This is a genomic window from Roseibium sp. HPY-6 (genome assembly GCF_040530035.1).
Classification (GTDB): Bacteria; Pseudomonadota; Alphaproteobacteria; order Rhizobiales; family Stappiaceae; genus Roseibium.
Window position 1 is genome coordinate 1,728,873 of sequence record NZ_JBEWCD010000002.1, and the last position, 26,181, is coordinate 1,755,053.

Annotated in this window: 30 protein-coding genes; 12 read left to right on the forward strand and 18 right to left on the reverse strand. The window is 57.9% G+C overall.

Features of this window, described 5'->3' with window-relative positions; genetic code table 11:
• Positions 1-345: 345 nt before the first annotated feature.
• Positions 346-1,533 carry a D-alanyl-D-alanine carboxypeptidase/D-alanyl-D-alanine-endopeptidase gene (locus tag ABVF61_RS19225; RefSeq protein ID WP_353995140.1) on the reverse strand — a complete coding sequence of 396 codons (1,188 nt, stop codon included), beginning with the start codon at positions 1,531-1,533 and terminating at the stop codon, positions 346-348.
• 351 nt (positions 1,534-1,884) lie between these two features.
• Between ABVF61_RS19225 and ABVF61_RS19230 the strand changes: the two genes are divergently transcribed.
• Positions 1,885-2,424 (forward strand): hypothetical protein, encoded by a 540-nt coding sequence (locus ABVF61_RS19230; protein WP_353995141.1) that lies wholly within the window; start codon positions 1,885-1,887, stop codon positions 2,422-2,424.
• On the opposite strand, the gene ABVF61_RS19235 is transcribed toward ABVF61_RS19230, so the two are convergent.
• Genes ABVF61_RS19235 through ABVF61_RS19250 form a run of 4 tightly spaced genes read right to left on the reverse strand, consistent with a single transcriptional unit; the run spans position 2,409 to position 5,126 of the window.
• Entirely contained in the window at positions 2,409-3,293 is an 885-nt protein-coding gene (locus ABVF61_RS19235) for a DUF1289 domain-containing protein (protein WP_353995142.1), read from the reverse strand. The two genes, ABVF61_RS19230 and ABVF61_RS19235, sit on opposite strands and share 16 nt — an antisense overlap.
• A gap of 2 nt (positions 3,294-3,295) precedes the next feature.
• Positions 3,296-4,087: a cobalamin-binding protein gene (locus ABVF61_RS19240; protein WP_353995143.1), complete on the reverse strand. Its 792-nt coding sequence runs from the start codon at positions 4,085-4,087 to the stop codon at positions 3,296-3,298.
• Between the two features lie 18 nt (positions 4,088-4,105).
• Entirely contained in the window at positions 4,106-4,546 is a 441-nt protein-coding gene (locus tag ABVF61_RS19245) for an ABC transporter permease subunit (RefSeq protein ID WP_353995144.1), read from the reverse strand.
• Positions 4,434-5,126 carry an ABC transporter substrate-binding protein gene (locus tag ABVF61_RS19250; RefSeq protein WP_353996461.1) on the reverse strand — a complete coding sequence of 231 codons (693 nt, stop codon included), beginning with the start codon at positions 5,124-5,126 and terminating at the stop codon, positions 4,434-4,436. Before ABVF61_RS19250 ends, ABVF61_RS19245 begins: the two co-directional genes overlap by 113 nt.
• Before the next feature lie 97 nt (positions 5,127-5,223).
• On the opposite strand from ABVF61_RS19250, the gene ABVF61_RS19255 reads away from it, so the two are divergent.
• Complete coding sequence (locus ABVF61_RS19255) at positions 5,224-5,859, forward strand: DUF938 domain-containing protein (protein WP_353995145.1); 636 nt, start codon at positions 5,224-5,226, stop codon at positions 5,857-5,859.
• A 76-nt stretch (positions 5,860-5,935) separates the two neighbouring features.
• On the opposite strand, the gene ABVF61_RS19260 is transcribed toward ABVF61_RS19255, so the two are convergent.
• Positions 5,936-6,664 carry a glutathione S-transferase family protein gene (locus ABVF61_RS19260; protein WP_353995146.1) on the reverse strand — a complete coding sequence of 243 codons (729 nt, stop codon included), beginning with the start codon at positions 6,662-6,664 and terminating at the stop codon, positions 5,936-5,938.
• A gap of 304 nt (positions 6,665-6,968) precedes the next feature.
• On the reverse strand, positions 6,969-7,211 hold the full coding sequence (locus tag ABVF61_RS19265; RefSeq protein WP_353995147.1) for a hypothetical protein: 243 nt from the start codon (positions 7,209-7,211) through the stop codon (positions 6,969-6,971).
• A 272-nt stretch (positions 7,212-7,483) separates the two neighbouring features.
• On the opposite strand from ABVF61_RS19265, the gene ABVF61_RS19270 reads away from it, so the two are divergent.
• On the forward strand, positions 7,484-7,969 hold the full coding sequence (locus ABVF61_RS19270; RefSeq protein ID WP_353995148.1) for a GNAT family N-acetyltransferase: 486 nt from the start codon (positions 7,484-7,486) through the stop codon (positions 7,967-7,969).
• A gap of 17 nt (positions 7,970-7,986) precedes the next feature.
• Entirely contained in the window at positions 7,987-8,502 is a 516-nt protein-coding gene (locus ABVF61_RS19275; RefSeq protein ID WP_353995149.1) for a GNAT family N-acetyltransferase, read from the forward strand.
• Between the two features lie 128 nt (positions 8,503-8,630).
• Here ABVF61_RS19275 and ABVF61_RS19280 read toward each other — a convergent pair whose 3' ends face one another.
• The 11 genes from ABVF61_RS19280 to ABVF61_RS19330 all read right to left on the reverse strand — a co-directional run bounded on the left by ABVF61_RS19280 (position 8,631) and on the right by ABVF61_RS19330 (position 18,922).
• The gene (locus ABVF61_RS19280) at positions 8,631-8,822 is read right to left on the reverse strand and encodes a hypothetical protein (RefSeq protein WP_353995150.1); all 192 of its coding nucleotides are present in this window, start codon (positions 8,820-8,822) and stop codon (positions 8,631-8,633) included.
• 390 nt (positions 8,823-9,212) lie between these two features.
• Positions 9,213-10,823 carry an FGGY-family carbohydrate kinase gene (locus tag ABVF61_RS19285; protein ID WP_353995151.1) on the reverse strand — a complete coding sequence of 537 codons (1,611 nt, stop codon included), beginning with the start codon at positions 10,821-10,823 and terminating at the stop codon, positions 9,213-9,215.
• Positions 10,820-11,545, reverse strand: a complete 726-nt coding sequence (locus ABVF61_RS19290; protein ID WP_353995152.1) for an SDR family oxidoreductase — start codon at positions 11,543-11,545, stop codon at positions 10,820-10,822. Before ABVF61_RS19290 ends, ABVF61_RS19285 begins: the two co-directional genes overlap by 4 nt.
• Before the next feature lie 10 nt (positions 11,546-11,555).
• Positions 11,556-12,407, reverse strand: a complete 852-nt coding sequence (locus ABVF61_RS19295; protein WP_353995153.1) for a sugar phosphate isomerase/epimerase family protein — start codon at positions 12,405-12,407, stop codon at positions 11,556-11,558.
• Positions 12,404-13,171, reverse strand: a complete 768-nt coding sequence (locus ABVF61_RS19300) for an SDR family NAD(P)-dependent oxidoreductase (protein ID WP_353995154.1) — start codon at positions 13,169-13,171, stop codon at positions 12,404-12,406. The genes ABVF61_RS19295 and ABVF61_RS19300 overlap by 4 nt, the downstream gene beginning before the upstream one ends.
• A 3-nt stretch (positions 13,172-13,174) precedes the next feature.
• A complete protein-coding gene (locus ABVF61_RS19305; protein ID WP_353995155.1) occupies positions 13,175-13,723 on the reverse strand; it encodes an SIS domain-containing protein in 549 nt (182 codons plus the stop codon).
• Positions 13,720-14,763, reverse strand: a complete 1,044-nt coding sequence (locus ABVF61_RS19310) for an NAD(P)-dependent alcohol dehydrogenase (protein ID WP_353995156.1) — start codon at positions 14,761-14,763, stop codon at positions 13,720-13,722. Before ABVF61_RS19310 ends, ABVF61_RS19305 begins: the two co-directional genes overlap by 4 nt.
• 21 nt (positions 14,764-14,784) lie before the next feature.
• Complete coding sequence (locus tag ABVF61_RS19315) at positions 14,785-15,750, reverse strand: sugar-binding transcriptional regulator (RefSeq protein WP_353995157.1); 966 nt, start codon at positions 15,748-15,750, stop codon at positions 14,785-14,787.
• Positions 15,751-15,814: 64 nt separating this feature from the next.
• The gene (locus tag ABVF61_RS19320; RefSeq protein WP_353995158.1) at positions 15,815-16,633 is read right to left on the reverse strand and encodes a carbohydrate ABC transporter permease; all 819 of its coding nucleotides are present in this window, start codon (positions 16,631-16,633) and stop codon (positions 15,815-15,817) included.
• A gap of 3 nt (positions 16,634-16,636) precedes the next feature.
• Entirely contained in the window at positions 16,637-17,503 is an 867-nt protein-coding gene (locus ABVF61_RS19325; protein WP_353995159.1) for a carbohydrate ABC transporter permease, read from the reverse strand.
• Positions 17,504-17,578: 75 nt separating this feature from the next.
• Positions 17,579-18,922 (reverse strand): ABC transporter substrate-binding protein, encoded by a 1,344-nt coding sequence (locus tag ABVF61_RS19330; protein ID WP_353995160.1) that lies wholly within the window; start codon positions 18,920-18,922, stop codon positions 17,579-17,581.
• Between the two features lie 154 nt (positions 18,923-19,076).
• Between ABVF61_RS19330 and ABVF61_RS19335 the strand changes: the two genes are divergently transcribed.
• The 8 genes from ABVF61_RS19335 to ABVF61_RS19370 all read left to right on the forward strand — a co-directional run bounded on the left by ABVF61_RS19335 (position 19,077) and on the right by ABVF61_RS19370 (position 26,094).
• Entirely contained in the window at positions 19,077-20,093 is a 1,017-nt protein-coding gene (locus tag ABVF61_RS19335) for an ABC transporter ATP-binding protein (RefSeq protein ID WP_353995161.1), read from the forward strand.
• Positions 20,094-20,115: 22 nt separating this feature from the next.
• Positions 20,116-20,835 carry an HAD family hydrolase gene (locus ABVF61_RS19340; RefSeq protein ID WP_353995162.1) on the forward strand — a complete coding sequence of 240 codons (720 nt, stop codon included), beginning with the start codon at positions 20,116-20,118 and terminating at the stop codon, positions 20,833-20,835.
• A gap of 44 nt (positions 20,836-20,879) precedes the next feature.
• Positions 20,880-22,346, forward strand: coding sequence for a xylulokinase (xylB, locus tag ABVF61_RS19345; protein ID WP_353995163.1), 1,467 nt, complete (start codon positions 20,880-20,882; stop codon positions 22,344-22,346).
• Between the two features lie 353 nt (positions 22,347-22,699).
• On the forward strand, positions 22,700-23,101 hold the full coding sequence (locus ABVF61_RS19350) for a Fur family transcriptional regulator (RefSeq protein ID WP_353995164.1): 402 nt from the start codon (positions 22,700-22,702) through the stop codon (positions 23,099-23,101).
• The gene (locus tag ABVF61_RS19355) at positions 23,098-23,226 is read left to right on the forward strand and encodes a hypothetical protein (protein ID WP_353995165.1); all 129 of its coding nucleotides are present in this window, start codon (positions 23,098-23,100) and stop codon (positions 23,224-23,226) included. Before ABVF61_RS19350 ends, ABVF61_RS19355 begins: the two co-directional genes overlap by 4 nt.
• Positions 23,223-23,966, forward strand: coding sequence for a zinc ABC transporter ATP-binding protein AztA (aztA, locus tag ABVF61_RS19360; protein ID WP_353995166.1), 744 nt, complete (start codon positions 23,223-23,225; stop codon positions 23,964-23,966). Before ABVF61_RS19355 ends, aztA begins: the two co-directional genes overlap by 4 nt.
• Positions 23,963-24,832: a metal ABC transporter permease gene (locus ABVF61_RS19365; RefSeq protein ID WP_353995167.1), complete on the forward strand. Its 870-nt coding sequence runs from the start codon at positions 23,963-23,965 to the stop codon at positions 24,830-24,832. The genes aztA and ABVF61_RS19365 overlap by 4 nt, the downstream gene beginning before the upstream one ends.
• A gap of 11 nt (positions 24,833-24,843) precedes the next feature.
• Positions 24,844-26,094, forward strand: coding sequence for a metal ABC transporter solute-binding protein, Zn/Mn family (locus tag ABVF61_RS19370; protein WP_353995168.1), 1,251 nt, complete (start codon positions 24,844-24,846; stop codon positions 26,092-26,094).
• The last annotated feature ends 87 nt before the right edge of the window (positions 26,095-26,181 follow it).

Sequence of the window (26,181 nt, forward strand, 5' to 3'; positions counted from 1 at the left end):
TTGAAACTAGGAGTTGCCAAAACTCTAGATGGTTTGAGCAGCTTTTTCTCGAAGCTGACGTTCGTCGGTAATCAACGAACGGCAGCAAAGTCCGCATCTCCAACATATGCTTGGATCGCGACAAACGGCTGCTTTCGGAAACAGGCAGTTAAGCAGAAAACGCCCGACAAGGGGCACAAAGAGAAGACGGGATCGAAGTGTAAACTGACGGTCTGGTGTGGAAAATGCGCAGATTTTGTGTGCCAGCGATCAGGAACTATCCCACCGGCAAGTATTCTGGAAAATGCTCGAGTTCGCGCACCGATGCCCGGCCCTAAGTGGATACTTTCGGCAACCAGCCACTTGCTAAAAACCCTTCTCGATCGTCCGGAGCAGCCTGAAGCGGGTTTTTCCCGTGTTTCCGCCGAGCGAGATAACGAACGGCACCAGGCCGTGTTTCGTGGTTTTCGCATATCCGGCGAGCGCGCGTTCACCCGGGATCGTGCCCGTCTTATAGCGGGAACCGCCCCGGGTCTTGGGGAGAAGCTCAGCATAGGGAGCAAACTGTTGGAGCACTTTGGCCAAGCCGTATGTCGTGAATTGGTTTTCGGGGCTGATGCCTGAGCCTTCTTTGAGCTTGATAGCCTCCTTGATGCCATGCGCGTCGAGAATTTCTTCCGCGACTTGGAATGTCTTCTCAAGACTGACGGGACCGCCAAGACGGTGCGCGCCAATTTCCAGAAAAATCTGGTTTGCGATGTAATTGTTCGACCCCAGCAGCATCAGTTTAAGGATCTCGGATAACGGGCGCGACTGCTGGTGCACATGAACCGGCTTCAGATGCCTAGGGACAGATCCGATCGAAATTTCGCCTTCGACCCTTCCACCGGCACGTTCGACAAAGGCGGAAAGAAGTTCCCCGGCATAGCGCACACCGACGGCAGGGTCGTCTACGGCAAGATTGATGCGGCCGCGGCCATTGGGTCCACGCGCACGGAATTGGCTCACTGCCAGCGGAGTGATTGGTGTTTGTTTTTCTGCGGAGCGGACCGAGTTTCCCTTCCGCACTGCATGAATTGTATTGAAGTTCACTGCGAGTGCCGAGTTGAGGGCATCATACGCCTTGTTGGTGTCTTCGATGCCGGGAATGCGAAGATCTGCAGGGAAATAACTCGCATCAAGCACGAGATCGGCAAACGGCTCTTTGCCCGTCACAGCGACAAGGTCAGACGCAAGCTGTTCAAGCTCCTCGGAGACAAGAAAGGGGTCGCCGCCACCGCGTACATACAACACCCTGTCACTGTCCAGGTAAAAGCGTGTTTCAAACCGGTAATCGCTCCCCAGAACCTCGAGCGCCAGCCAGGCAGTCACGATCTTGGCGACAGATGCCGGGACGAAGCTTCGGTCAGCGTTTTGCGCCACAAGTTCGTTACCCTCCGGATCCAAAAGGAGCACAATTCCCGAAGGGGCGGCGGCCGCGATCTTGTCCTCAGGACCAGCCAAAGCCGAGTAGGAAAGAAGAAAGAGGGCAACGGTCAGAAAAAGCAGGCGCATCGTGGCTCCGGTCAGCCACGGCAAATGCGGCTGATGAAAAAGGTTGTGCTGAGCGCGATCGACCTGTTCGTCGAGTGACGCCAATAAGTTGCCCAGACACGTTCCAGTACCGGGCATCTGGGGGAATTCTAACGAACTTTGGATGCGTCTTGTCAAACTCGAGCCATATCAGATGTGTGTTTGAGCCCGTTTGGCTCCATCAAGCCATTCTTCGATCGTCCCTTGGAACTCGGCTTGTCTTTAGTGGCGTCGGTCGTTGTCGAGCGTTTGACAGCCGAAATCTATCGCAACTCCCCTCGAAACCGATTTGGCGGATATGGTACGCTAAACCCGCAAGAGGAGTGAGAAGTGATGACTGTCCAGCAAAGATCGACGGCAATCCTTTGGCCGGTCGCTCTCGTCGCTGCTGCCGTGCTGTTCAGTTTCGCGCTGGCCTGCGCGATGCCCTTTGCCGCAATCGGCGCGCTTGCTGCGCTTGTTCTTCCCCCGAGAGAAGCACTTGTCACGGCCATCTTCGGCTGGTTGGTCAATCAGGTCATCGGCTTTGGCTTTCTCGGTTATCCGACAGATTTGACAACGCTCGCTGGGGGCGCAGTGCTCGGTCTTTCGGCTGTTGCTGCCGTGATGGCGGCGCTGGTTGGCCAAAGGCAGCTGGCAAGGCACTTTTTTCTAGCCGGTGCATTGATTGTGTTTGCCGCCGCACTCTTTGCGCAACAGGCTGTGGTTTACGCGGCGAGCTGGCTGCTGCCGTCGCATCCATCTGCGTTTTCTCTGCCGGTCATTTGGCAGATCGGCTGGACGAATGCGCTCGCGTTCGCGACGTTCGGTGCTCTTTACGGCCTTGGTTCCCAGGCTGGTTTAGTTCCTTCGAAACGTCACGCTGCCGGATAAAAGATCGCACCTGGAAGATAGGCGCGGGGGAGGTCCATGCCGGCCGGTGTTGCGCGTCCCGAGGCAAGATGGTCCGGCAAAAGATGTGTGTGAGGTCCGAGAGGGGACTTTCCGGTTGGAGCAGGGATCGGGGTCAGGACTTCGATGCGGCCGAAGGCCGTTTCAATCACCCGGGCCGGGCTCGCTTCGAGCAAGATTGGTCCGATCTTCGGCAGGTTGGCTGGAAAGGCTGTCCCGGCTGTACGCGCAAGCGCATCGTGTAACGGCCCGGGTCCGGCACGAACGCAAAAGCGTGCTTCTTTGCGTCCAAGACCAAGATCGAACAGGGGCGCGTCCCGGTCCGTGGCTGCAATCGCGGCGTGGTCTCGTCCCAGCGGAGAGAGCACTTGAGCAACCTCTGGGCGCCCGCGTTCCCGTTTGACGGCAAGCATCACCCGCATGTCCCTGGTTGGGGTCTTCTTGGGATCAAACGTCACGGCGTGCACATCATCATTGATGTGAAACCTGAGCCTTGCTCCCGGCGTGGTCGCGACGATGATATCTGCCTCAAGGCCGACATCGACGCTGTTGCCCGGAGCCGCGGTGAACTCACCGACCGCACCGACAACACCTGCGACCCAGGTTCCCTGGTTCTCCTGAAGGCTTCTTACGACGAAAGCGCGTATCTCGTCGGTGTCCCAGGGCAAACGTCGGCAGGCGACGCCAAGCCTATCAAAGCGTTCAGGGAGTGCGTCCCAGATGTCAGCGCGCCAGGCATCTGTTTCACCGCCCCAAAGAGCGATCTCGTCTCCGGTTCTGGCACAGCCTATGCAATACCCGGTTGCCTCATCGAGTTTGCAGGTGCCGACACAGGGGCTGACCATGCTCATGTTTAGACCTTCTGATCGTGATTTAGCGCTGCAAGAATGGCATCAAGCCCATCCGTCAAGGCCGCGGGGCCGGGTTGTAAGATAAGGGGCGATTTGATCTCGACAATATGGCCGTCACGAACCGCGGGTATTGTGTCCCAGCCCGGGCGCGCTGCAATCTTCTCAGGGCGCACTTTCTTGCCGCACCAGGATGCGATGATGACCTCCGGCGCGGCGGCGATGACCTCGTCCGACGAAACAATCCGGTCGCGTGCAGCACCGCTTTTTGCCTGTTTCGGAAAAGTTTCGCGGCCGCCGGCAACCTCAATCAGTTCAGACACCCACTTGATGCCTGAAATCATCGGATCATCCCATTCTTCGAAATAGACAACCGGGCGCGGCTGGCCTTCAGCATTTGCCGCGACCTCTGCCAACCGCTCTTCATACTGGCTGGCCAGCGCTTCGGCTTTTGTTGCCTGGCCAATGGTTGCGCCAAGATGCCGGATCATGGCGAGGATGCCGGCAATGTCGCGCTGATTGTAGGCGACGACAGCAATCCCTGCGCGGATCAGTTCGGCTGCGATGTCGGCCTGCAAATCGGAAAAGGTCAGAACGAGGTCAGGCTCAAGAGCGAGGATCTTTGGGATATCAGCTGACGTGAACGCCGAAACCCTTGGCTTTTCACGCCGAACGCGCGACGGCCGCACCGAATAGCCCGAGACGCCAACGATCCGGTCTTCTTCGCCAAGCAGGTAGATCGTCTCGACAGTCTCTTCCGTGAGGCAGACAATACGCTCAGGCGGAAATGTCTTCATGATTTTGCCTTTGTCCCTTCAAACATCTGCGTTCCTATCGAGAACCCGATTCAAGAGGAAAGCCAAGACGGTTGTCGCGAAGACCGGCGCAAGAATGAGCCGTGGCTCGGAGAACAGAAACATTCGGTACTCATGGATCATCGCTCCCCACTCCGGATGCCCCGTGTCGGCGGACAATCCAAGAAACCCAAGTGACGCAACAAGGATGACGGCCCGGCCGGCATCGGCACCGGCAAGCGCGCCGAGCACGGGCAGCGTGTTCGGAAGCAGGTGTCTGTGAAGCGCACCCGGCAATCCGGACCCCATCGCGAGGCTGGCCTGCCAGTATTGTTCCGCCCGCAACCGATCAAAGAGCGCGGCGAGGCTCAAGGCATAGGGTGCCCAGGTGACCACGATCAGAGCGGCTGCAATCGCCATCAATCCGGCACCGAACAAGGCGGCCAGCACCAGCGCAAGCACAAAAGTGGGGATCGTCAGAACGGTTTCGGCCAGCCACCTGGCTGGGGCTTTCCGTAACCTGTGTGGTTACGCTGACGCCGAGTTCAGCGAGGGCTGCCCGGACAACCGGTTGAAAGGTGACAAGGTCCGGGCGTTGTGGATAGGCCCAAAGCACAAGCTCGAGGCGTTTACCGTCCTTGGAGCGCACACCATCGTCGCCTTTTACCCAGCCTGCTTCGTCAAGCAATGCATTGGCAGCTTCCAGATCCTGTGTGAGCGGGCCGCTCGCTGCGAAGGGATAGCTGGTTGCAAATGCGCCGATTGCCGGTTTTCCGGCGCGGGCTGCCGCGACCAGATCGTCCCGGTTGACTGCCGGATCGATCGCCTTGCGCACACGCACATCTTCAAGTGCCGGATGACGCGTATTCATCCACATCATGTACTGGTAGGCAACCGGAAACGATTTGACTGCCTCACCGCGGGCGCCATCGAACATGGAAAGGGATTCCACGGGCAGATTGAAAGCGAGATCCAGCTCACCGGAGGCAAATGCGAGAGCCAGAGACTGGCCGTCCGCGCTTTGGTATCGGGCGCGAAGCAGGTGGCCCTCACTCTAGCGATACTGAAATGCAAATAACCAAAACAATCAGACACTTTGCCGTCTGGACGCGACGGTTACGGACTGGCATCTTTTTCCAATGGCTCGACACATTGTTCAAACAGCAAACCAAGCCGCAGACGGGCGACGAACCGCACCAGCAGCACTGCGAAACGTTGGTCCTTTGATAGAGGCGTTACGGGTCCGCTTACCTTCAAAAGGACGCGTTCTGGAAGTGGCGAGTGGCACAGGACAACACGCCGCCGCGTTTGCTCAGGCGTTTCCAGAATTGAGTTGGTCACCGTCGGACGTTGACCCGGGCCAAAGGGAAAGTATCGTCGCGTGGCAGCGCGAGAGCGGATTGAAGAACCTTGCCGAACCTTTGGCGATTGACGTATCGGCCCCATGGCCGGTTGCGCGCGGGTTTGCTGAGGCTGTTCTGACAATCAATCTGCTTCACCTTGTCCCGAAACCGTTTGTTTCGCGTCTCTTCGAAGAGGCGCACGGAGCTTTGAGCGAGGGCGGGAGGATGATCGTTTATGGACCTTTCCTACGCGGCGCTGCGTATGCCTCAGAAGGTGACCGCGCGTTCGATACCTCCTTGCGATCACGCGATCCTGCGATCGGTTACAAATCGTTGGAAGCCGTTTCCGACATGGCCATTGCGGCCGGATTTGCTCCCATCGCCGTCGATGCGATGCCCGCGAACAACCTTCTTCTCACTTTCAGTAGATGATTTTCCGATCGGAAGCGTGACAGCAAGACCCCGGCTTACGTCTTGCAGACACTCTGCTAACGCGGGCACTTTCCTTTCATAAAACACGCCACGGCAAACCACTCGCATCGCGGGTCCAGTTTGACCGGATTGGTGCTCGGAAATAGGCCGAACGAGGCGTGTCTTCAGCATCAAATGCGCGATGCACACTGTCGCGAGCTTCTAACTGTTCCAACAGCTTGGTCAGAAAGGGGAGCTGCGTCAGAACCTCGGCCTCGAGAGGGGCATGACGGGGTGCGATCAATGCCCAACGAACACAGCCAGCGAGGTAAAAGTCGCACACACTGAGACCAGAACCAAGCAGCCAGGGTCCACCATTTTGACCAATTGCCGCGTCCAGCATTTTCAAGTGAGAACGCATACGGTCATGGATTTTTGGTCTGACAATTTCTGCCAGATCGTGCCCCACATATCTTTCCGTGTAGTACTGAAGTTGCGCGTCTGAATGTAGCGTATTCGACAAGAAGAACAGGGTTTGAAGAAACACGGCCCTTGACTGCGCCTCTTTTGGCTCAGGAGCAAGCTGGCCATTCTGGTCTGCAAGATAGTTCAGAATGGCTCCTGTTTCCGAAAGAACAGCCCCTGAATTCTCGTCCGCAAGGACGGGGACTATTCCGCGAGGGTTCAGGCGGAGAAATTCATCGCTTCTGTGCGCGCCCTCATGCATGGGGACGATTTCATCCCGGTAGGTTGCGCCCAGCTCTTCAAGAACCATACGCACAACATGGCTTGCACAGTCGGGATAGGAGTAAAGAATGTATCTCATTCGGCCGGTCCATTTGAGATGACGTCGTCTACGCGATAGAAGATACTCCGGCGATCCGGTCCGGCTCACACAAATCAGACGTATCTTGGAAGCACAGCGACACACCTCACCCACAGGTATTCACACATCGCGCAGAAGCGATCGTTTTGGGTTCGCTTGACGCAATCGGCTTGCTCTGTGCGATATCGACCTCCGACGCGGCAAGAGACCTTGAGCGAAGGACTTCCAACGTCATTTGTGCTCCGAATGGAAGCGGTCTGAATGCAGGTTTTCCTTACATGCACCGAATGGTTTTGGACGAGGTTTAGTCCTGGATTTGGCCTTTGGCTGGCGCGCCTTGAGACAGTTCAATCTCCGCCTGTTCAAACCAGGCGACAACCTGTTGTCGATGCTGTTCGCCCCAACTTCCAACAAACTTCTTTGTATCAAAGTTCTGTGTGTCGCGGAGCTCCTTTAACCGCGCGGCGACATAGTCAGCTGTAAGCGGCACTTTGCAAATGTCGGTAATGCAGTGTTTCCAATCGTCATAGGTGCGTATGGGCCGCATGGGACGTCTCTCAGGTTTTGGTGGCTGGAACACGCGCGCCGCATCGTAGGATCCCGGCTGCGGTGTTTTCGGCAGTAAATATCGGTCACGGCGTCTTGCAATTGCCGATCAGGCATCGCATTTATGCTGTTACTTTATAACATTACCTAAAAGTGCCGCCTTATGTCCATCTCTTCCGGTTCAGACCAACGTCTTCCCGTCGCTGTGCTCTACAAAATGCTCGGTGTTGGTAATACGATCTTTTCAATCACAAGAACGAGACAGGCAGCGACATGAGAATTGAGTTACTCGTCGAAGATCAGTGGCAGAGATATCAAGCGGTTCGGCTTCGTGCCTTGCGCGACACGCCCAATGCCTTTGCAAGCACATATGCTGACGAGGAAGCGTTTCTCGAAAAGAACTGGCGGCGGCGTCTGACTTCGGGTGCACAGACCTTTATTGCCGTGCTGGGTGATAAGGATGTCGGCTCGGTGACCGGTGCAGCAAGGAGAGACCGGGACGGTGTTGCCGGTCTCTTTGGGATGTGGGTGGCCCCGGAGGCGCGAGGGCGGGGGGCCGGCAGTCTCCTCGTTCAAAGAGTGATAGACTGGGCGTCTGCCGCCGGTTTCGAACAGGTGTTTCTTGATGTTGCCGACAGCAATCACGCCGCAATCAAGCTCTATGAAAAAGCAGGGTTTCGCCCGACCGGCACTGTCGGGGCTTTGCCATCACCGCGGGAGAACGTTACCGAGCACGAGCGTTCCCTTTCGCTTCGATGAAAGGAACCACGAGACCGGTGATTGAAACCAGCAGGCTGAAACTAAGACCCTGGAAGGTGGGCGACTGGCCGTCCGTGAACGCCATACTTGGCAATGCAGACGTCATGCAATTCAGCGACCAAGGGGTGCTCACCGAGGGACAGCAGGTTGCCTGGTTTCAAGCCGCCTTGGGCAGCGGCAACAAGCATGAGCTACCGCACGTCTTTGCAATTGAAAGAAAACAGGACCGGCAAATTGTCGGATACATCAGTCTCGGGAGCGACCCTGAGCGCGTGCAGCCGGACGACGTGGAGATCGGTTTCCGGCTGGCGAGAAACGCGTGGGGGCAGGGATACGCGACAGAAGCGGTGACAGCACTTATTGAAAAACCGCTGCTTGGAAAACAATCGGATCGCATCGTCGCGATTGTCGACCCGCACAATTCTCGTTCCCTGCACGTCCTTAGCAAGGTCGGCATGTCTTACCGACACGACGTCATGTTCGAAGGGTATGACTATCCCGACCATCTATATGCGTATGATCTGGTGCGGTAAGCTTTGGCAAGTTTGGAAGAGTCGGTGTCAGCACACCAAAAGAGGATGACGCCTTCGCCGAGCGGTCAACGCTTCGGACTTTTCCAATAACGCCAAAAGCAGCGTTTGGTTATAGTCGCACCGAAAGTCTACGAACCGACGGTTTGCGGCCCGGTCTGTTTTGGCGGTTGCTGCTGCAGCGTGCTGGCAAGGCCTTCTTCAAGTGAGATTTCAAGCTGATTGAGCATGGATTCAACGGCACCGCAGTTCGCGCAATCGCCATTACAGGTCTTTCGGCTCACATTCGAAGAAATTGTATCTTCAGTGCTACGACAAGCCATCGTGATGCGTCTCCCTCGGCATTCAAAACGAATTCCATGCTCCTCTTTCGATTAAATTGAAGGCCGGGATTAAAATAAAATCAATACACACTACTACGTATTTATAGTATTAGAATGATTCCAGTTTTTATTTATTCTAATTAAAAACTATGGAATCGCAATTTTTTACTATTGTTGCTGGCCGCCACCCTTTGATTGTTCGCGTTCAAAAGTTCGCTCTGTTCACGGTTGGAGTGCCACCCACATGCACTTTGGGTGGGCCAGAGTATTCCAGACCAAATCAGGAGCCGGGCTGGCTGCGTATTCTCCATTGTTGCCATAGGTCGGATAGCTGGCATGTGGCGTTCGAGCCGCCAGGAAATAGCGGCTGTCTGCTGCCAGTTCACATATTCAGAAATTCAGTTCAGCCCGCAGATCGTGTTCCGCCTTCTGAAGCAGCAGAAATGCTTTGAAGCGGGCGCTGTGGGCCACAGCGGCGTGGTCAGATGGTACGAATTTCCGCTCGACAGACGACATGTCCCGCATGGCTATCTTCAAGTCGGCAAAAGATCCCGATGCAACAGCTCCCAGCATCGCCGCGCCCAGCAGGACCGGTTCGGGAGACTTCGGCGCCAGGACCGGAAAGCCGCTGGCGTCCGCCAGCATTTGCTTGATAACCGGGCTGCGTCCCGCACCCCCGCTAATCACGATGGAACTCGGGGCAACTCCATGCTCGGCTTGCGCCATCATGATCTGGCGCAGCCCATACCCGATGCCGAAAACACCTGCGACATAGGTCCTGATCAGATCGTCGACATCGTTTGAAAGTGTCAGTCCGGAAACCACCGCCGTGGCGCTTGGGTCAGCGAATGGGGCACGGTTGCCGAGAAAATCGGGGACGATCAAACGATGCCCGGCAATTTCAATGGCATCGCTGGCATTTGGCGCGCGCTGTGTCACCTCGTGCAGCAGATAGTCCTGGAGTGAGAGACCGTCACTTTGTGCCAGTTGGGAAGCCTCTGCATGTGCTGGGTGGGATCTGATCAGATGGGCAACCGCTTCTCCGGCTGCGGATTGCCCGCCCTCTGAGAGCCAGAGGCCGGGCACCATGGCCGAATAGTAAGGCCCCCAGACACCCGGCACCTTGTGCGGTCCAGCGGAACTGGCCATCGTGCAGGCGGACGTCCCGAAGACATAGGCCATCGTTGCTTCAGGTCCGGCTTCCGGATCTGCGCCGACAGTTCCGATACCGCCGGCATGAGCGTCGATCAGGCCCGCGCCGACCGGAGTGCCAGCCGGCAATCCCATTTGCTCGGCAGCCTCGGCACTTAAGCCGCTGTCCAGGGCCGTGCCGGGGGCAACGATTGTCTGGCCGATGCGGGCATAACTCTCATCGGCAAGCTCCGGCAAACCGATCTTCTGGAAATAGGACCCGTCCCAGCGGTTTTCGTGGGCAAGATAGGTCCATTTGCAGGTGACCGTGCAGGCGGAACGGATCAGGGAGCCGGTCGCGGCCCAAGTCAGAAAGTCCGGAAGGTCAAAAAACTGACCGGCTCGCGCAAACGCATCCGGCAGGTTCTCCTTGAGCCACAGGAGCTTTGGTGTTTGCATTTCCGGAGAAATCCGGCCGCCGACATAGTCCAGTACCTCATGGCCCTGCGCATTGATGCGGTCTGCCTGATCCTTGGCGCGATGGTCCATCCAGACGATCACGTTCCGCTCGACCGCGCCGGAAGAACTGATGGAGAGGGGGCGCATCTGCCGGTCCAGAACCACCATGGAGCAGGCCGCGTCAAAGCCGATACCGGCGACGTCCTCAGGAGGAATGCCTGCCTCCGTCACAGCCGTTTTCACGCATGTGCAAACTGCCTGCCAGATATCATCAGACGATTGTTCTGCAATATCGCCGTCTCGCCACATCCGGATATCGCGGGCATGGCTCGCCAGCAGAGTTCCTGCGGCGTCGAATACGCCCGCTCGCGCGCTGCCCGTGCCGACATCTACGCCGATGAACGCGCTCATAGGTCGACCGCATTCGGCAGGAGGACAAGATCGCGGATGGTGACATTCGCCGGACGGGTCAGCATGAAGACAACACAGTCGGCAACTTCCTTGGGCTGCATGAGACTGCCTTCAGCAAGAGCTTGCTCCATCTTCGCCTTCGGCCAATCGTCCAAAAGCGCTGTTACCACGGGGCCGGGAAGGATTGCGCCAACCCGCACGCCATGTTTCGACATTTGACGGCGTACGGTATGGGTAAACGCCTGCACTGCGTGTTTGGACGCCGTATAGATCGGCTCCCAAACAACCGGGATCACGCCCGCGACGGAACTGGTCAATATCACGTCGCCGGAGCTCTGTTTCGCCAGATGCGGCAACACGGCCTGCACTGAGCGGAAGGCCGCATTGATATTGAGGTCCAAGACCCGGTCCCAGGCATCGGGATCACCTTCCAGAACATCCCCGCCGATATAAGCACCCGCATTGGCATGAAAGGCGTCCAGGCGCCCGGCCTTCTCAAGGATCTGCGGCAGCATCCGGGCCACGCTGTCCTTGTCCAGAAGATCCGTCACCACCGGAACGGCGTTTTCTCCCAGGTCATTGCAGACCTGGGTCAGAGCACTCTCGTCGCGGTCCACCAGGACCGCCCGCGCGCCAGCCTCGATGCACGCCTTGGCGCAGGCAAGTCCGATGCCTGAAGCGGCTCCCGTGATTGCGACAACCTTGCCAGTCAAGTCGGCCATCTTTCCGTCCTCACTCTATCAAACCATATTGCCGGGCTTTTCCACGCAAAAACGGCAGGCCTTGATCGATGACATGATCTGCACTTTCGGCGACCGGACGCCAGACCGACAGGCCGAACGCAATCTCCGGAGGCATGTTGATGAAGCTCTCCATGGCCAAACCGCCCTTGAAACCAATCGCCGACAGCGTCGCGAAGATCTCGTCCCAGTCGCACGTACCTTCGCCGGGCGTGCCGCGATCCGATTCCGACAGATGGATGTATCGAAGATGTTCGCGCCCATGCAAAATGCCGTTCCCGGCGCCCTTTTCCTCGATATTCATGTGATAGGTATCAAGGTGCAGGAACATGTTTTCCGCGCCGATCCGCTCGATCATGGCAACGCCCTGCGCGGCGGTGTTGATCAAGTGGGTCTCGTAGCGGTTGACCGGTTCGATCCCGAACAAAAGCCCCGCGGCCTTGGCGCACCTGGCAGCCTCTTCGAGCGCACGGGCAACGTTGCTCAGCTCGGTCTCGGTCGGCGGTGCACCGCTTCTCTCGCCAATGCCGCCATAGGTCACGCCGGATAACGCTTCTGCGCCGAGGCCAGCTGCCTTTTCAATCGCCAGCTTTAGAAAGTCCACAGCGCCTTCGGGGTTTTTGGACGCCCAGACCGGTTCCGGCAGGCCAAGCGAGCAGACTGCGGGTAGATCGGCCTGCTCCAGCAGCCGGCGGCCAAGCGCGGCATCAGTCGATGCCGGGTCCAGCAAGGCAATCTCGATAAAGTCCATGCCGGAGCCCTTGGCTGCAGCAATAGCTCTTGCTGCACCTTCTGCGTCCCAGGACATGGTCCACATGCTCGTATGAACGCCAAATCCCTTCATATGCTCGAATACCCGCCTTCAATCATCATGATCGCTCCATTGACGAGACCGGAAGCCGGGGAGGCCAGGTAGAGCGCCATGTCGGCGATTTCCACCGGCTCGCCAAAGCGCCCCAGAGGCGTCCGGTCGATGAACGGATCTTTCTTTTCCGGTGCCGACCACAGCTCCTTGCCCATTTCGGTGAGAACCACTGTCGGACAGATGGCATTGACCTGCACGTTGTAAGGCGCTGCTTCCGTCATCAGCGATTTGGTCAGCGCGTTCATGCCGCCCTTGGAAGTCGCGTAGGCCGCATGGTCCTTGAGGGCAATGACACCGGTCTGGGACGAGATATTGATGATCTTGCCCTCTTGGCGTTCCATCATGCCCGGCAGCAGCGCTTTGGAAAGGATAAAGGGAGCCGTCAGGTTGATCGCCATTGTTCGTTGCCAGTCGGCGAGGTCGTAGTCGATAACAGGTCCAGTCAGAGCAACTCCGGCGGAATTGACCAGAATGTCAATTTTCTCAAAGGCAGCCAGCGCCTGAATGGCAACACTTTCCGTTTGCTGAGTATCCCCCAGATCGCCTGTAATCGCGACAAAGCGGCGACCTTCCGATTCTACCTCTTCCCCGAGCGCGGCAAGGCGCGGAGCATCACGGCCATGGCCCGCAATATCGGCACCTGCCTGGGCAAAAACCCTGGCGATCTCCGCGCCGATGCCGGACGATGCTCCCGTGATCAGCGCGGTTTTTCCTGCAAGGCTGAAGCGTGTCTCCCAGGACATGGTCTACTCCAGGTTCGTATGGTTGGCACGCATGGTTTCGGGGGCGACCGACATGAAGTCCCGCAGATCCAGAACCAGAAGCTCGAAGAACAGGAACATGAGTGCTTCATAGAGCGACCCCATGGGGAGGATCGATGTGGCTTGCGCGTCGGAGGCCATCGTTTGTGCTGGGAGGTGAATGGTCAGATCCGCCTGGCCCGGCACCCGGCCGCCGGGTTCGGCGGTGATGCAGATAACCGTCGCCCCGCTGTCCTTGGCAATGCCGGCAAGGGCAGCGATGGTGGAGAATTCGCCGGGGCCAGCGCTCACGAACAGAACGTCCCCAGCCGCGACCGGCGGCGCGGTCATGTCCCCGACGACATGCGCATCGCAGCCAAGGTGATAAAGGCGCATGGCGAGCGCCTTCATCATGAGCCCCTCCCGGCCGACGCCGTGGCAAAGGATACGCCGCGCTCCGGCCAGCGCTTCAGCAAGAGGTTTGAGCTGCGCAAGAACCTCATCGGAAAGCCCGGGGTGAAGCTCTTCGAGGAGCTTGTCGGCACGCCCGCTCATGACCCGTCCAGCCTGATCTGGATCTTCACGTCCGTTGGGCGGGCTTCGACTGCACGATCAAAGGCCTTGATGCTGTCGTCGAATGAAAAGGTTTCGGAAATCAGCGGTTTAAGATCAACCTTACCGGAAGAAAGGAGCGCGATTGCCCGGTCATACATGTTGGCATAACGGAATACGGTTTCCATGCGGATCTCCTTGGATTGGGCCAGCACGATATCCACCGGCACCGGATCGACCGGCATGCCAACCCAAACGACGCAGCCGGCGGGTGCCACGACCTCGAGCGCTGATTTGATGGATGTTGCCGCACCAGCGCATTCGAAAACCACATCAGCGCCCCAGCCCTCGGTTTCGCTGCGCAGAACCCCGGCAGGATCGTCTCGACCGATCAGAATAGGCTCGATATTGTCGTACCGTGTCGCCACCGAAAGCTTCTCTTCGACGAGATCGGAGATGAAGACCTTGGCGCAGCCGCCCGCAAGCGCAGCCAGCGCCACCATGATGCCGATAGGCCCCGCGCCTGTTACGAAAGCGACATCGCCAGGTTTGATTTTGGCGCGCGCCGCCGCCTGCATGCCAATGGCAAATGGTTCAACCATCGCACCTTCGGCAAAGCTCACGTGATCCGGGATGCGATAGGTAAAGGCGGCAGGATGGACAACCGAAGGGGTGAGGCACCCGTGCACCGGCGGTGTCGCCCAGAACTGGACGTCGGGATCAACATTGTAGACACCAAGCTTCGAGGCTTTGGAATCCATCTTTGGAATCCCCGGTTCCATAACGACCCGGTCGCCGACACTCAGATGAGAGACGTTCTGACCGATTTCAGATATGACGCCGGCGGCCTCATGGCCAAGCACCATTGGATCTTTGACGACGAACGGACCGATTTTGCCATGCGTATAATAGTGCACGTCACTGCCGCAGACGCCGACCGTATCGATGGCTATACGCACATCATCAGGTCCAAGCGCATCGTTCAGTTCGATGTCACGTAGCGCGAGTTTGTTCTTTTCTTCCAGAACCAGCGCCTTGGCCATCATCGCCTCCTCATCGTTGCATCAGGCCCTTTCCAGAAGGGCTTTTGCCGTGTTCTCGTCGGTCACCAGTGTGTCGACAAATCCGCGCTTGATCGCGGCGGTTATAACCGGAACCTTGTGCGCTCCGCCTGCCGCCAGGACCACGTTCTTGATTGCCGTCATCTCGTCCAGCGACAAGCCGATCACGCACCGGTTCACCGGGTGGTCCACGAGATCGCCTTCCGCGTTCAGAATGTGTCCGGTAATGTCGCCGACGCCGCCAAGAGCGATCAGTTCAGCCGGATCAATACCGTCCGGCAATGCGTCGCGTACCAGAAGCGAACTTTGCAGGTCGCCGGTGGCGAGCGCGATGGCATCGCACAGCCGGATCTTTTCCAGCATCTCCCGGATGACGCCCTGCTGCATGAAGAGTTCCTGGCTTTCCGGACTGCCGGCAAACAGCGGCGCCGTGAAAAAACTGTGTTCTGCGTTGCAAAGATCCGCCAGACGGGTCGTGATCTCGTATCCGTTGACGTCCGAACCGCGTGTAACGCCGCCCATGATCGAGACGATCTCCAGATCGGGGCGGTCCAGCGGCTGCATGTGACGGGTCGCCAGGTTCAGAGTGTTGCCCCAGGACATGCCGAATTTGGTTACGTCCGGGCTTTGCAGCAAATCGCTCAGATGAGCGCCGAGCCCTGCAGCGACAAGTGGTGTGACCGAGGTACTGTCTTGGGGCGAAGGCACGACAATGGCGCGCATCAATCGGAATTCCCGCTCCAATTCCCATTCCAGTTGGGCGGCAGCCGCAAAAACGGAATCGACGCTGACGCGCAGGATGCCGCGCCGCTTTGCCTCGCTCAGCGCCTTGTTGACACGCAAACGGGTGACACCGAACCGCTCGGCCGCATCCGACTGCGTCATCCCTTCGACCTCGCAGGCCCAGGCAAGGCGCACCAGAAGTTGTTCTTCCGTGTCGATCTGGTCAAGTTTGATGTAGCGTGACATGGCCCTTCCTTTCAGCGGGCACTGTCTAGCGACGTGCCATGATGAAGTACAGGGCGAAGGCAAATCACTTGACCGCTCCCATGGTAAGGCCGCGTACAAGCTGCTTGGACGCGATGAGAGCAAAGATCAGCACCGGAATCACGATCAGCGTCGAGGTTGCCATGATCTTGCCGTAGGGCAGGTTGTACCCCTCCATGAAGGAAACGGCCATCGCAGGCGCCGTCTTGGCTTCGTTCCGGGTCAGGATCAGGCCGAACATCAGCTCGTTCCAGGAAAAGATGAAAGAGAAGATCGCCGAGACAGCCACACCGGGCATGGCGAGCGGTAGGCAGATCTTGCGCATGATGGTGAACTGCGATGCGCCCTCCAGGCGTGCGGCCTCGTCCAGATCATAGGGGATCCCACGGAACTGATCCGTGACGATCCAGATGACGATCGGCAGGTTGAACGTCAGATAGATCAGGATCAGCGTAATGTGCTTATCCAGAAGTCCCAGGTTACGCGCAATGAGGAAGAAGGGCAGGGCGAGTACGATGGGCGACACCATGCGGTTGGTGATGAACCAGAACCACAGGTCTTTCTTGCCGCGAAACTCAAAGCGGGCAAGAGCAAAGGCAGCGGGAACGCCGAGCAGCAGGGCCAGCGCCGTCGTACAGATCGCGATGATGATCGAATTGATGAGTGTCCTGAGCACGCCATCTTCGAACAGCGCTTCGCGGTAATTGTCCAGCGTGGGCTCGAAGAGCCAGACCGGCGGCGCTTCAAGCGCAACGATCTGCGTTTTCAGCGAGGTCGTCACCATCCAGTAAAACGGAAAGACACAGACAAGAATGATCAATGCCAGCAGGGCGATTTGGGACCAGAACGAACGCGGGGATGTCATGGCTCAAACCTCCTTGTAGAAGACACGGATGTAGATCTGCGCCAGCACGATGGTGATGATCAGCAGGATGATCGCCTGCGCCGAGGCCAGGCCCTGGTCGAACCCCCGGAAACCGACCCGCTGGATCATCAACGAGATAAACTCGGTTGAAGATCCAGGTCCGCCTCGGGTCAGCGTGAAAACCATATCGAACAGTTTCAGGGTATCGGCCGTCCGAAGGATCAGGACAGCGACCAGGCCTGGCAGCAGGAAGGGCAGTTGCACATATCGCAGGATTGTCCAGGTCGATTTTGTCTCAAGCCGTGCCGCCTCTTCCACTTCACCCGGCACCATCGTCAGGCCGGCGAGGAGGACAAGCGCCACGAAGGGTGTCCACTGCCAGACGTCCCAGAAGATGATCATGGCAAAGGCGTTGTTCGGGTCGCCGATCCAGTTGATGTCGACACCGCCGAGTATCTGGTTCACGACCCCGAATTTCTGGTTGAACATCACCTGGCCCAGGAGCCCGACAACCGCATAGGTGGTTGCCATCGGCAGGACCAGGCTGAGCCGCGCCAGCGTTTTCACAAGGGTCAGGCCCGGCTGGTGCAGAACCAGAGCAATTCCCAGACCAAGTGCTATCTGAAGGGGCAGAGCGGTGCCGAGCAAAAAGAAGGTGCGGCCCATCGCCTGCCAGAACACCTCATCGGTCAGCACCGTGAGGTAGTTGTCAGCGCCGATGAATTCGACACGCTTGAGCTTCGTGAGATTGTAAAAGTGCAGCGAGGTCCAAACCGCGTAAAGCAACGGCGCGATACCCACCATGGCCAGACCGATGACGGCGGGGCCGATGAAAGCAAATATGGTTCTGCGTGGGACCTGGCCGCGCATGGTTGTCCTCCCGGAGGCCCTTTGAGGGCGGACCGGGGGCGCGAGACGCCCCCGGCATTGGCTAACTGGGGTGGATTATTGTGCCAGTGGTTTTTCGCCGGAGTAGTAGCCGGCGGCTTCCAGCACTTCTTCCATGCGGGTGCCGATCTCTTGCGCACCCTCTTCGGTCGTGACTTCACCGAGCATCATTTTCGTGCCCCATTCCTGCACGATTTCGGTGATTTCGGGCCACTCGGCAAAGCGTGGACGGAACTCCGGCACGCCTTCCTGCCAGCTTTCGACCAGCGCCGGCACGAATTTGTAGTCTTCGAGGCCGTCTTCCTTGTAGACCGATTGCCGCGCCGGAACGCCGCCGCGCTCCAGATATTCGCGCGCATTCGCCTTGGAAGTCGCCCATTGGATGAAGAGATAAGCTGCAGCCTGTTCCGCTTCATCGGCCTGGGCCGCCACGGCAAGAGAGAACCCGCCGAGAGCCGGTTTACGTCCTGCAGGTCCGGTCGGTTCCGGCGCGATCTCCACACAATCCGCCACCTTGGATGTGTCGGGTGAGACAACCGAGGAATAGAAAGCCGACCATTCGGTTATCATCGCCACGTCGCCCTGGCTGAACGCGTTGACGGTTTCAGCATGGTCATAGGCCACGATGCCGTCCGGCATGTACTGCATCAGGTCCTGACGGAATTTCAGACCATTCTGGCTCTCTTCGCTGTTCAGGTTGGACTTAAAATCAGCGTCGAGGAACGACCCGCCAAAGGGCCAGAGCATGCGTGCGAAACTGTCCGCAGACTGGGTTTCGTTCCGCTTCGACTGAAGTGCAAAGGCGTATTTGCCATCCTTGGTCAGCGCCGGGCCATATTCGTCCTTCAACTGTTGCCAGGTCTCGGGCGGGCCGTCGAAGCCGGCTTCCTCCAGAATGCAGCGATTGTAGAACATCAGGCCGGAGTAGTTGTCGAACGGCAAGCCGTAGAGGGTATCGTTCCAGCCGCCGAACGCATTCAGGACCAGCGGGAAAAAGTCATCGATATCAAGGTCAGGGTCGACGATGTCTGGGAACTTCGCCTGAACGTCTGAAAGCGGGATGATCCAGTCATTTTCAGCAAAGTTGCCGATCCAGACAAGGTCAATCAGTGCAATATCAAGGTCGCCACCTGCCACGAAGTCGCGAACCTGTTCGCCAAGGGCATTTTCATATGGGTGCTTGATGATATTGACCTTGATCCCGGTTTCTTCTTCGAAGGCAGGCAGCATCGCTTCGATGGCCTCGTAGCCGGGACGCAGCAGAAACACGACGTCAATGGTGGTGCCCGCATAGGGCTCGGCTGCCTTCTTCAGGCTCCAGCCATGGTTATCGGCCATCGCGCCGGTGGCAAGAATGCCGGTTATGGCGACGGTGCCGAGCAAATTCTTCAGGATTTTCATTTGATCGATCTCCTCCCAGATCAAGGTTGCGAGGGCAACATTTGTATCCGCTCTGTTACAAAAGTAGTTTTCAGCTTGATTGTCAATACATTTGTAAGTATCACGATACAAACGTTACAAGCATGCGGATACGCGCTTGCAGGGAGTCAATGCGATGGCGGGCATCAAAATAAAGGGACTCAACAAGTTCTACGGAGACGTGCAGGCGCTGTTCGACGTAAGCCTGGACATCATCGACGGAGAATTTGTGGTCTTCGTCGGACCGTCCGGATGCGGAAAGTCGACACTGCTTCGCACGCTTGCCGGCCTGGAAGGTGCCGACTCGGGGCAGATCGAGATTGACGGGCGCGATGTCACATCGGCTGAACCCGCCGATCGGGACCTCTCCATGGTGTTCCAGTCATATGCCCTCTACCCGCATATGAGCGTGCGGGACAATATGGATTTCGGCATGAAGGTGAATGGCTTTTCGGCTGAGCTCCGCAAGGAACGGATTGCCGAAGCAGCCCGAATCCTCCAGCTTGAGGACTATCTTGATCGCAAGCCCGGTCAGCTTTCCGGCGGTCAGCGTCAGCGTGTGGCGATCGGCCGTGCGATCGTCAAGAACCCCAAGGTCTTTCTGTTTGACGAACCCCTTTCAAACCTCGACGCCAAGCTGCGTGTCCAGATGCGGGTCGAGCTTGAGGGGCTGCACAAGCAGCTGGAAGCCACGATGATCTATGTGACGCACGATCAGGTGGAAGCGATGACGATGGCGGACAAGATCGTCGTCTTGAATGGCGGCCGGGTCGAGCAGGTCGGCTCGCCGCTTGAGCTTTATCACAAGCCAACGTCACGCTTCGTGGCGGAATTCATTGGCTCGCCGGCCATGAATGTGTTTGCCCCAAGCAAAGACGTTCATGGTGTGCCCTTCGTATCCGAAGCCGCCTTCATCGGATGCCGGCCGGAGCATCTTGAAATTCTGGCCAGTGGCGACGGGCAGTTCGATGCCGTCGTGAAGGTCAAGGAACAGCTTGGCGGCGAGAGCCTCCTTTACCTGAACATGGCTGGTGGCACTGAAATCGTCGCGCGTGTAAGCGGTGACGATGAAACGCCTGTTGGTCAGTCCGTTGGACTGCGTATCCCCGATAACCGGCTGCACCAGTTCAACGCGGCAGGGCAAGCACTGTGAACCGGAGCCTCATCGATCCTACATGACCACCTCTTGCGACCATAGCCAACACGCCATGTCCGACCTGTTTGAAAACATCGAACTTGTGATTTTCGATTTTGACGGCGTGATTGCAGACAGCGAGGTGATCTCCCTCGCGACTTTGCGAACGGCTCTTCAGTCCTTCGGCATTGATTTGACGCTCGACGACACGCGCAAGATGTTCCTTGGAAAATCATTGGAGACGATAGAAGCCTACGTACGGGCGAACGGCACGCAGGACCGGCAGGATTTCGGGTCTTTCTGGGAAACCACGCTGTTTGACCACTTTCGTGCCGATCTCAAGCCGATGCCCATGGTGACCCATTTTCTGGAACGGCTTGACCGGGTAGGTCTGAAATACTGCATCGCGTCGAGCGGAACACTGAAACGCATCGGTGTTGCGCTGGATGCAATGAAACTCAGGCAGCGCTTTCAGCACGTGTTCAGCGCTCAGCAGGTTGCGCGAGGTAAGCCGGAGCCAGATCTGTTTTTGCATGCCGCGCGCGAGTTGGGCGTCAGACCTCAATCATGCCTGGTGATTGAAGATTCTCCCTTCGGTGTAAGGGCTGCCAAGGCCGCCGGCATGCGCTGTGCAGGCTTCACGGGTGGCAGTCATGTGAGCGATGTTGAAACGGAACACGGTGACCTCCTGCGCCGCAACGGCGCAGAAGTTATCTGGTCGACATACGAAGATCTTTTTCCGCACATCCTCGCGAAGTAACGACCAAGGGACTACCATGCCGGCGCTGGTAAAGGGATGAGAACATGAGCTACCTCGGCATCGACCTTGGGACGTCAGGGCTGCGTGCTCTACTGGTTTCCGGCGACGGTCAGGTATTGGGATCTGTCGAGCGGTCTTATCATTCGGAGCACAAACACTCCGGCTGGAGTGAGCAGGACCCGTCCCATTGGGTTGCAGCGCTTGATGAAGCAGCCTTGAAACTCAGGGAACGGTATCCGGAATTTGCGGATCTGAATGCGATCAGCGTCGCCGGTCATATGCATGGTGCGACACTGCTTGATGAATCGGGCGAGGTGATACGCCCCTGCATTTTGTGGAACGATAGCCGGGCTCACATGGAGGCCCGGCAACTGGACGAGACACCAGGTGTTCGGGAACTCTCAGGAAACATTGTTTTCCCAGGGTTCACCGCGCCAAAACTGCTCTGGGTGAAAAACAACGAGCCGGAGAATTTCGCGCGCGTTGCCAAGGTGCTGTTGCCCGCAGCATATCTCAACTACCACCTGACCGGCGACTATGTCGCCGACATGTCGGATAGTGCCGGAACGTCCTGGCTTAGCGTTTCGGCGCGTGATTGGTCGCAGGACTTGCTCAGAGCCGGAGACATGCGTGTGGATCAGATGCCACGGCTGGTCGAGGGCTGTCAGCCCGCCGGAACGCTGCGCGCGGACCTTGCCGCACGTTGGGGTGTCACGGATCAGGTCATCGTCGCGGGCGGGGCAGGGGACAATGCGGCGGCGGCCTGCGGGATCGGAGCGCTCAACGAAGGAGACGGGTTCTTGTCCCTTGGAACCTCCGGTGTTCTTCTGGCCGCGAGGGACGGGTGCTATCCGGCTCCGGCCTCAGCCCTGCACACGTTCTGTCACGCCGTGCCTGACCGGTGGTATCAGATGGGCGTGATGCTGTCGGCGACAGACAGCCTGAACTGGCTCGCGCAGGTCACCGACAAGACCGCAGCAGAACTGACAGGCGCCTTGGGCAACTCTCTCCAACCTCCGGGGCGCGTTCTGTTTCTTCCCTATCTGTCGGGCGAGCGAACGCCTCACAACGATGCGGCCATTCGCGGCAGCTTCACGGGTCTGGGAAAGGATACGGCGCAAAACGATCTGACGCGGGCAGTGCTGGAAGGCGTTGCCTTCGGGTTGCGGGACTCGCTTGAAACCTTTTCTCAGTCGGGCACGAAGATCGAACGATTGATAGCAATCGGTGGCGGTGCCAATTCGACATACTGGCTCAAGTTGATCGCGACGGTCCTGAATGTCAGCCTTGAACGGCCGCAGGATGGAGACTTTGGCGCTGCACTTGGTGCCGCACGGCTTGCCAGAATTGCACACACGGGTTTGCACCCGGAACGCGTCCTGCTGAAGCCGGATATCGTTGAAACAATCGAACCGCAGACAGAACTCGTGGGGCCTTTCGATGAAACCTATCAGGTCTTCAAGGCAGCCTACCCAAAAGTGCGCGACATTCAGATGCCGTCAGGCTCTTAAGACGCTGATGACCTGCCGTGCCCGCAGGAAAATTTGCATTGCCTGCGCCGGACAAGGTCTGGCTTCGCTCTTCCAATCCCACTCAAATCAGCGCACTCGCGGCAGCAAGCCGCTCACATGGGTCGCTTTCATCGCGTTCCACCCGTAGGGCATTTCAGGCCGCACCGGTTCTGGCTTCTGTGAGCACGCGGTGCGGGCGTGAGTTCAGGTTTTCGTTCGCGTTGACCTTTTCGTTACAGGTCCATGTGAGGGGTCGGCATGGCGCATTTTCTCCAATCGAACATCCCGGTTGCCTAATTAGAAAATGTTATATAGTAACACGAGTGAATAGATATCATCTTTGGAGGCGTTTTGTGATCACGCGTGGAGAAATGTGGCAGGCTGAGGTCCTCCGTGTTTTGCACCGTAGCGATGCGCCAGTCACAGCCTATGAGGTTCTTGAAGTATTGCGCCAAACCCACGGGAAGGTCGCGCCAACGACCATTTATCGAGCCCTGTCGACGCTGACAGACTGTGGCCGGGTGCATCGTGTTGAATCCCTGAATGCGTTTATCGCTTGCCAGTGCGACCGGCACCAGCATACCTCTATCCTGTCCATTTGCGAAGAATGCGGTTCTGTCGAAGAAAGCGTCGCACCTGAATTGCTGGATGAAATTTCCGGCCTGGTGAGTAAATCCGGGTTCACGCCAATGCGCCATGTGATCGAAATACACGGCATGTGCGGTTCGTGCAGCGTAGGGAAGCTACAGGCATGAGTGCAGAAAAGACACTACGGCTGCTTCTTGTCGGGGCAGGGGCCCGCCTTGTTGCCGCGCTTTTTGTTGTTGCCGCGCTCTGGGCAGCCTTTTTCTGGGCCACTTCGACACCGGGGGCCCTATGACATCTGCTCTTGCATTTCGAGACCTCACGCTGGGATATGATCGCCTGCCCGCTGTTCAACAGCTCCGCACGGATATTGCCGAAGGCAGTCTGACGGCGATCTTCGGACCAAATGGTGCGGGAAAATCCACCTTGCTGAAGGGAGTAACCGGAGCGCTCGCCCCTTTGCAGGGAAATGTGGAGTTTGGCTCGCTGGCGCGTGAGGATATTGCCTATCTGCCACAACAGTCCGACATTGACCGCACGTTCCCGCTTTCTGTCGTTGATCTGGTTGCCATGGGACTGTGGCGCGAGATCGGGCCCTTTGGCTGGCTTGGCAAAAAGCAGCGCGCACGCGTTGATGCAGCCCTGGCTTCCGTGGGACTGACTGGACTTGAGTCCCGTCCCATCGGCTCGCTGTCCGGTGGTCAGATGCAGCGGGCGCTTTTTGCACGACTGCTGCTTCAGGACGCACGTCTGGTCCTGCTCGATGAGCCCTTTACCGCGATCGATGCCCGCACCATGGCAGATCTTCTTGACGTGATCCGCAGCTGGCACACAGAAGGCCGAACGGTTCTTGCCGTCCTGCATGACGCCGAGACTGTTCGCGCTCATTTTCCCGAGACGCTCTTGCTGGCGCGTGAGCTTGTGGCACACGGGCCAACGGAACAGGTGCTCACCGCCGAAAATCAGTTTCGCGCGCGCCAGATGTGCGAAGCGTGTGCGGGTCCACCACATGTCTGCGGACGGGACGCGGCATGATCTGGGAAATCGTCATTCAGCCTTTCGCTGATTTCGGGTTCATGCGCCGCGCATTGCTCGGCTGCATCGCGGTTTCGCTAGGCGCAACGCCGGTTGGGGTTTTTCTGATGCTCAGGCGCATGAGCCTGACGGGAGACGCAATGGCGCATGCGATCCTGCCGGGTGCTGCGGTTGGCTTTCTGATCTCAGGTCTGTCACTTGGCGCTATGACCGTCGGGGGACTGATTGCGGGTATGGCGGTGGCGCTGCTGTCCGGATTGGTCACGCGCGTGACGTCCCTGCGCGAAGATGCCAGCCTTGCGGCCTTCTATCTGATCTCTCTTGCGCTTGGCGTGTTGATTGTCTCGACGCGCGGCAGCAACGTGGACCTGATGCATGTGCTGTTCGGGACCGTGCTGGCGCTCAACAACGACGCACTCATTCTGCTTTGCTCAATCGCGAGCCTGTCGGTGCTGGTTCTCGCGATCCTGTTCCGTCCACTGGTTCTGGAATGTGCAGACCCGCAGTTCCTGCGCTCCGTCAGCAAGCTCAGCGCAATCACGCATTTCACGTTTCTGTCGCTGGTGGTTTTAAACCTCGTTGGCGGATTTCATGCCCTCGGCACGCTCATGGCAGTCGGCATCATGATCCTGCCTGCTGCGGCAGCCCGTTTTTGGGCCAGCAGTATAGGCGGGCTCATTCTCGTTGCAGTCGCTATTGCATTTTTCTCCAGCTTGAGTGGCCTTCTGCTCTCCTACCATTACAGCTTGCCCTCCGGGCCGGCGATCATCCTCGTAGCCGGAATTGTCTACGCGGTGTCCCTGGTGCTTGGCCCGGCAGGCGGTCTCATTGCACAGGTGCTGCCACGCCGGCCCCTGCAGAACTGAAAGGAAACCTCATGACGCCCCGCAGAACAGTCCTGAAATCCGCGACGGCCCTTGTCGCGCTTTCGTTATTGTCGCCAACGATCGCTTGGGCAGATGATCACAAGCACGTTGTGGCAACCTTCTCCGTTCTGGGTGATATGGTCGAACGGATCGGTGGCGAGCATATCGAATTGACCACTCTTGTTGGTCCCGACGGGGACGCTCATGTCTACCAGCCAACACCGCAGGATGCGCGTGCGGTCAGTGAAGCGGATGTGCTGATTGTCAACGGCCTGGAATTTGAAGGCTGGCTGGAACGTCTTTCCGAGGCTGCCGATTTCAAGGGCACGCTTGTCGTCGCCACAACCGGCGTGGATGCGATCCCGTTTGGCGAGCATGATGACCATGACGACCATGGAGATGAGCATGCGGAAGCAGAGCATGAACATGACCATGAAAAGCACGCCGAGGCCGGTCACGATCACGATGATCATGACCATGAAAAACACGCTGAAGCGGGCCACGACGACCATGACCACGACAAGCATGAAGAACATGCCGAAGCGGAGCACGATCACGACCATGAAAAGCACGCCGAGGCTGGGCATGATCATGACGATCACGACCACGAAAAGCATGCTGAAGCTGGCCATGACGACCATGATCATGACAAGCATGAGGAACATGCTGGACATGATGACCACGATGATCATGAAGAGCACGCCGGACATGGCCACGAAGGTCACAATCACGGGGCCTTTGATCCTCACGCCTGGCAAAGCCTCGACAACGCTGTAATTTACGTCGACAACATCACCGCGGCTCTCGCCAAAGCAGATCCTGCACACGCCGGTGTCTTCTATGAAAACCGCGAAGCCTATGTCGCGGAGATCAAAGCCCTCGAGGCTGAAATCGACGCCATGATCGGTGCGCTTCCGGAAGACCGCCGCACCGTTGTCACGTCGCACGATGCATTCGGATATTTCGCGGACCACTACGGGTTGACCTTCGAAGCTCCACAGGGCCTGAGCACTGAAAGCGAACCATCAGCCGCCGATGTCGCCAAGCTGATCACGCAAATCCGTGAAGATGGTATCTCGGCGGTCTTCGTGGAATCGATCACGGATAATCGCTTGCTCGAGCAGATTGCGAACGAGACGGAAGCAACAATCGGCGGAACGCTCTACTCGGATGCGCTCTCCGGTTCGGATGGTCCGGCAGGCACATATCTCGATATGATGCACCACAATGCCAAGACCCTCTCGGAAGCGCTTGGGTCCTAAGACCCCTTAAAGCCTAAACGCGGAAAGAACCGGCCATCCTGCGATCCAAACAGAAAAGCAGTGATGGCCGGCTCGAACTTCCAAGCC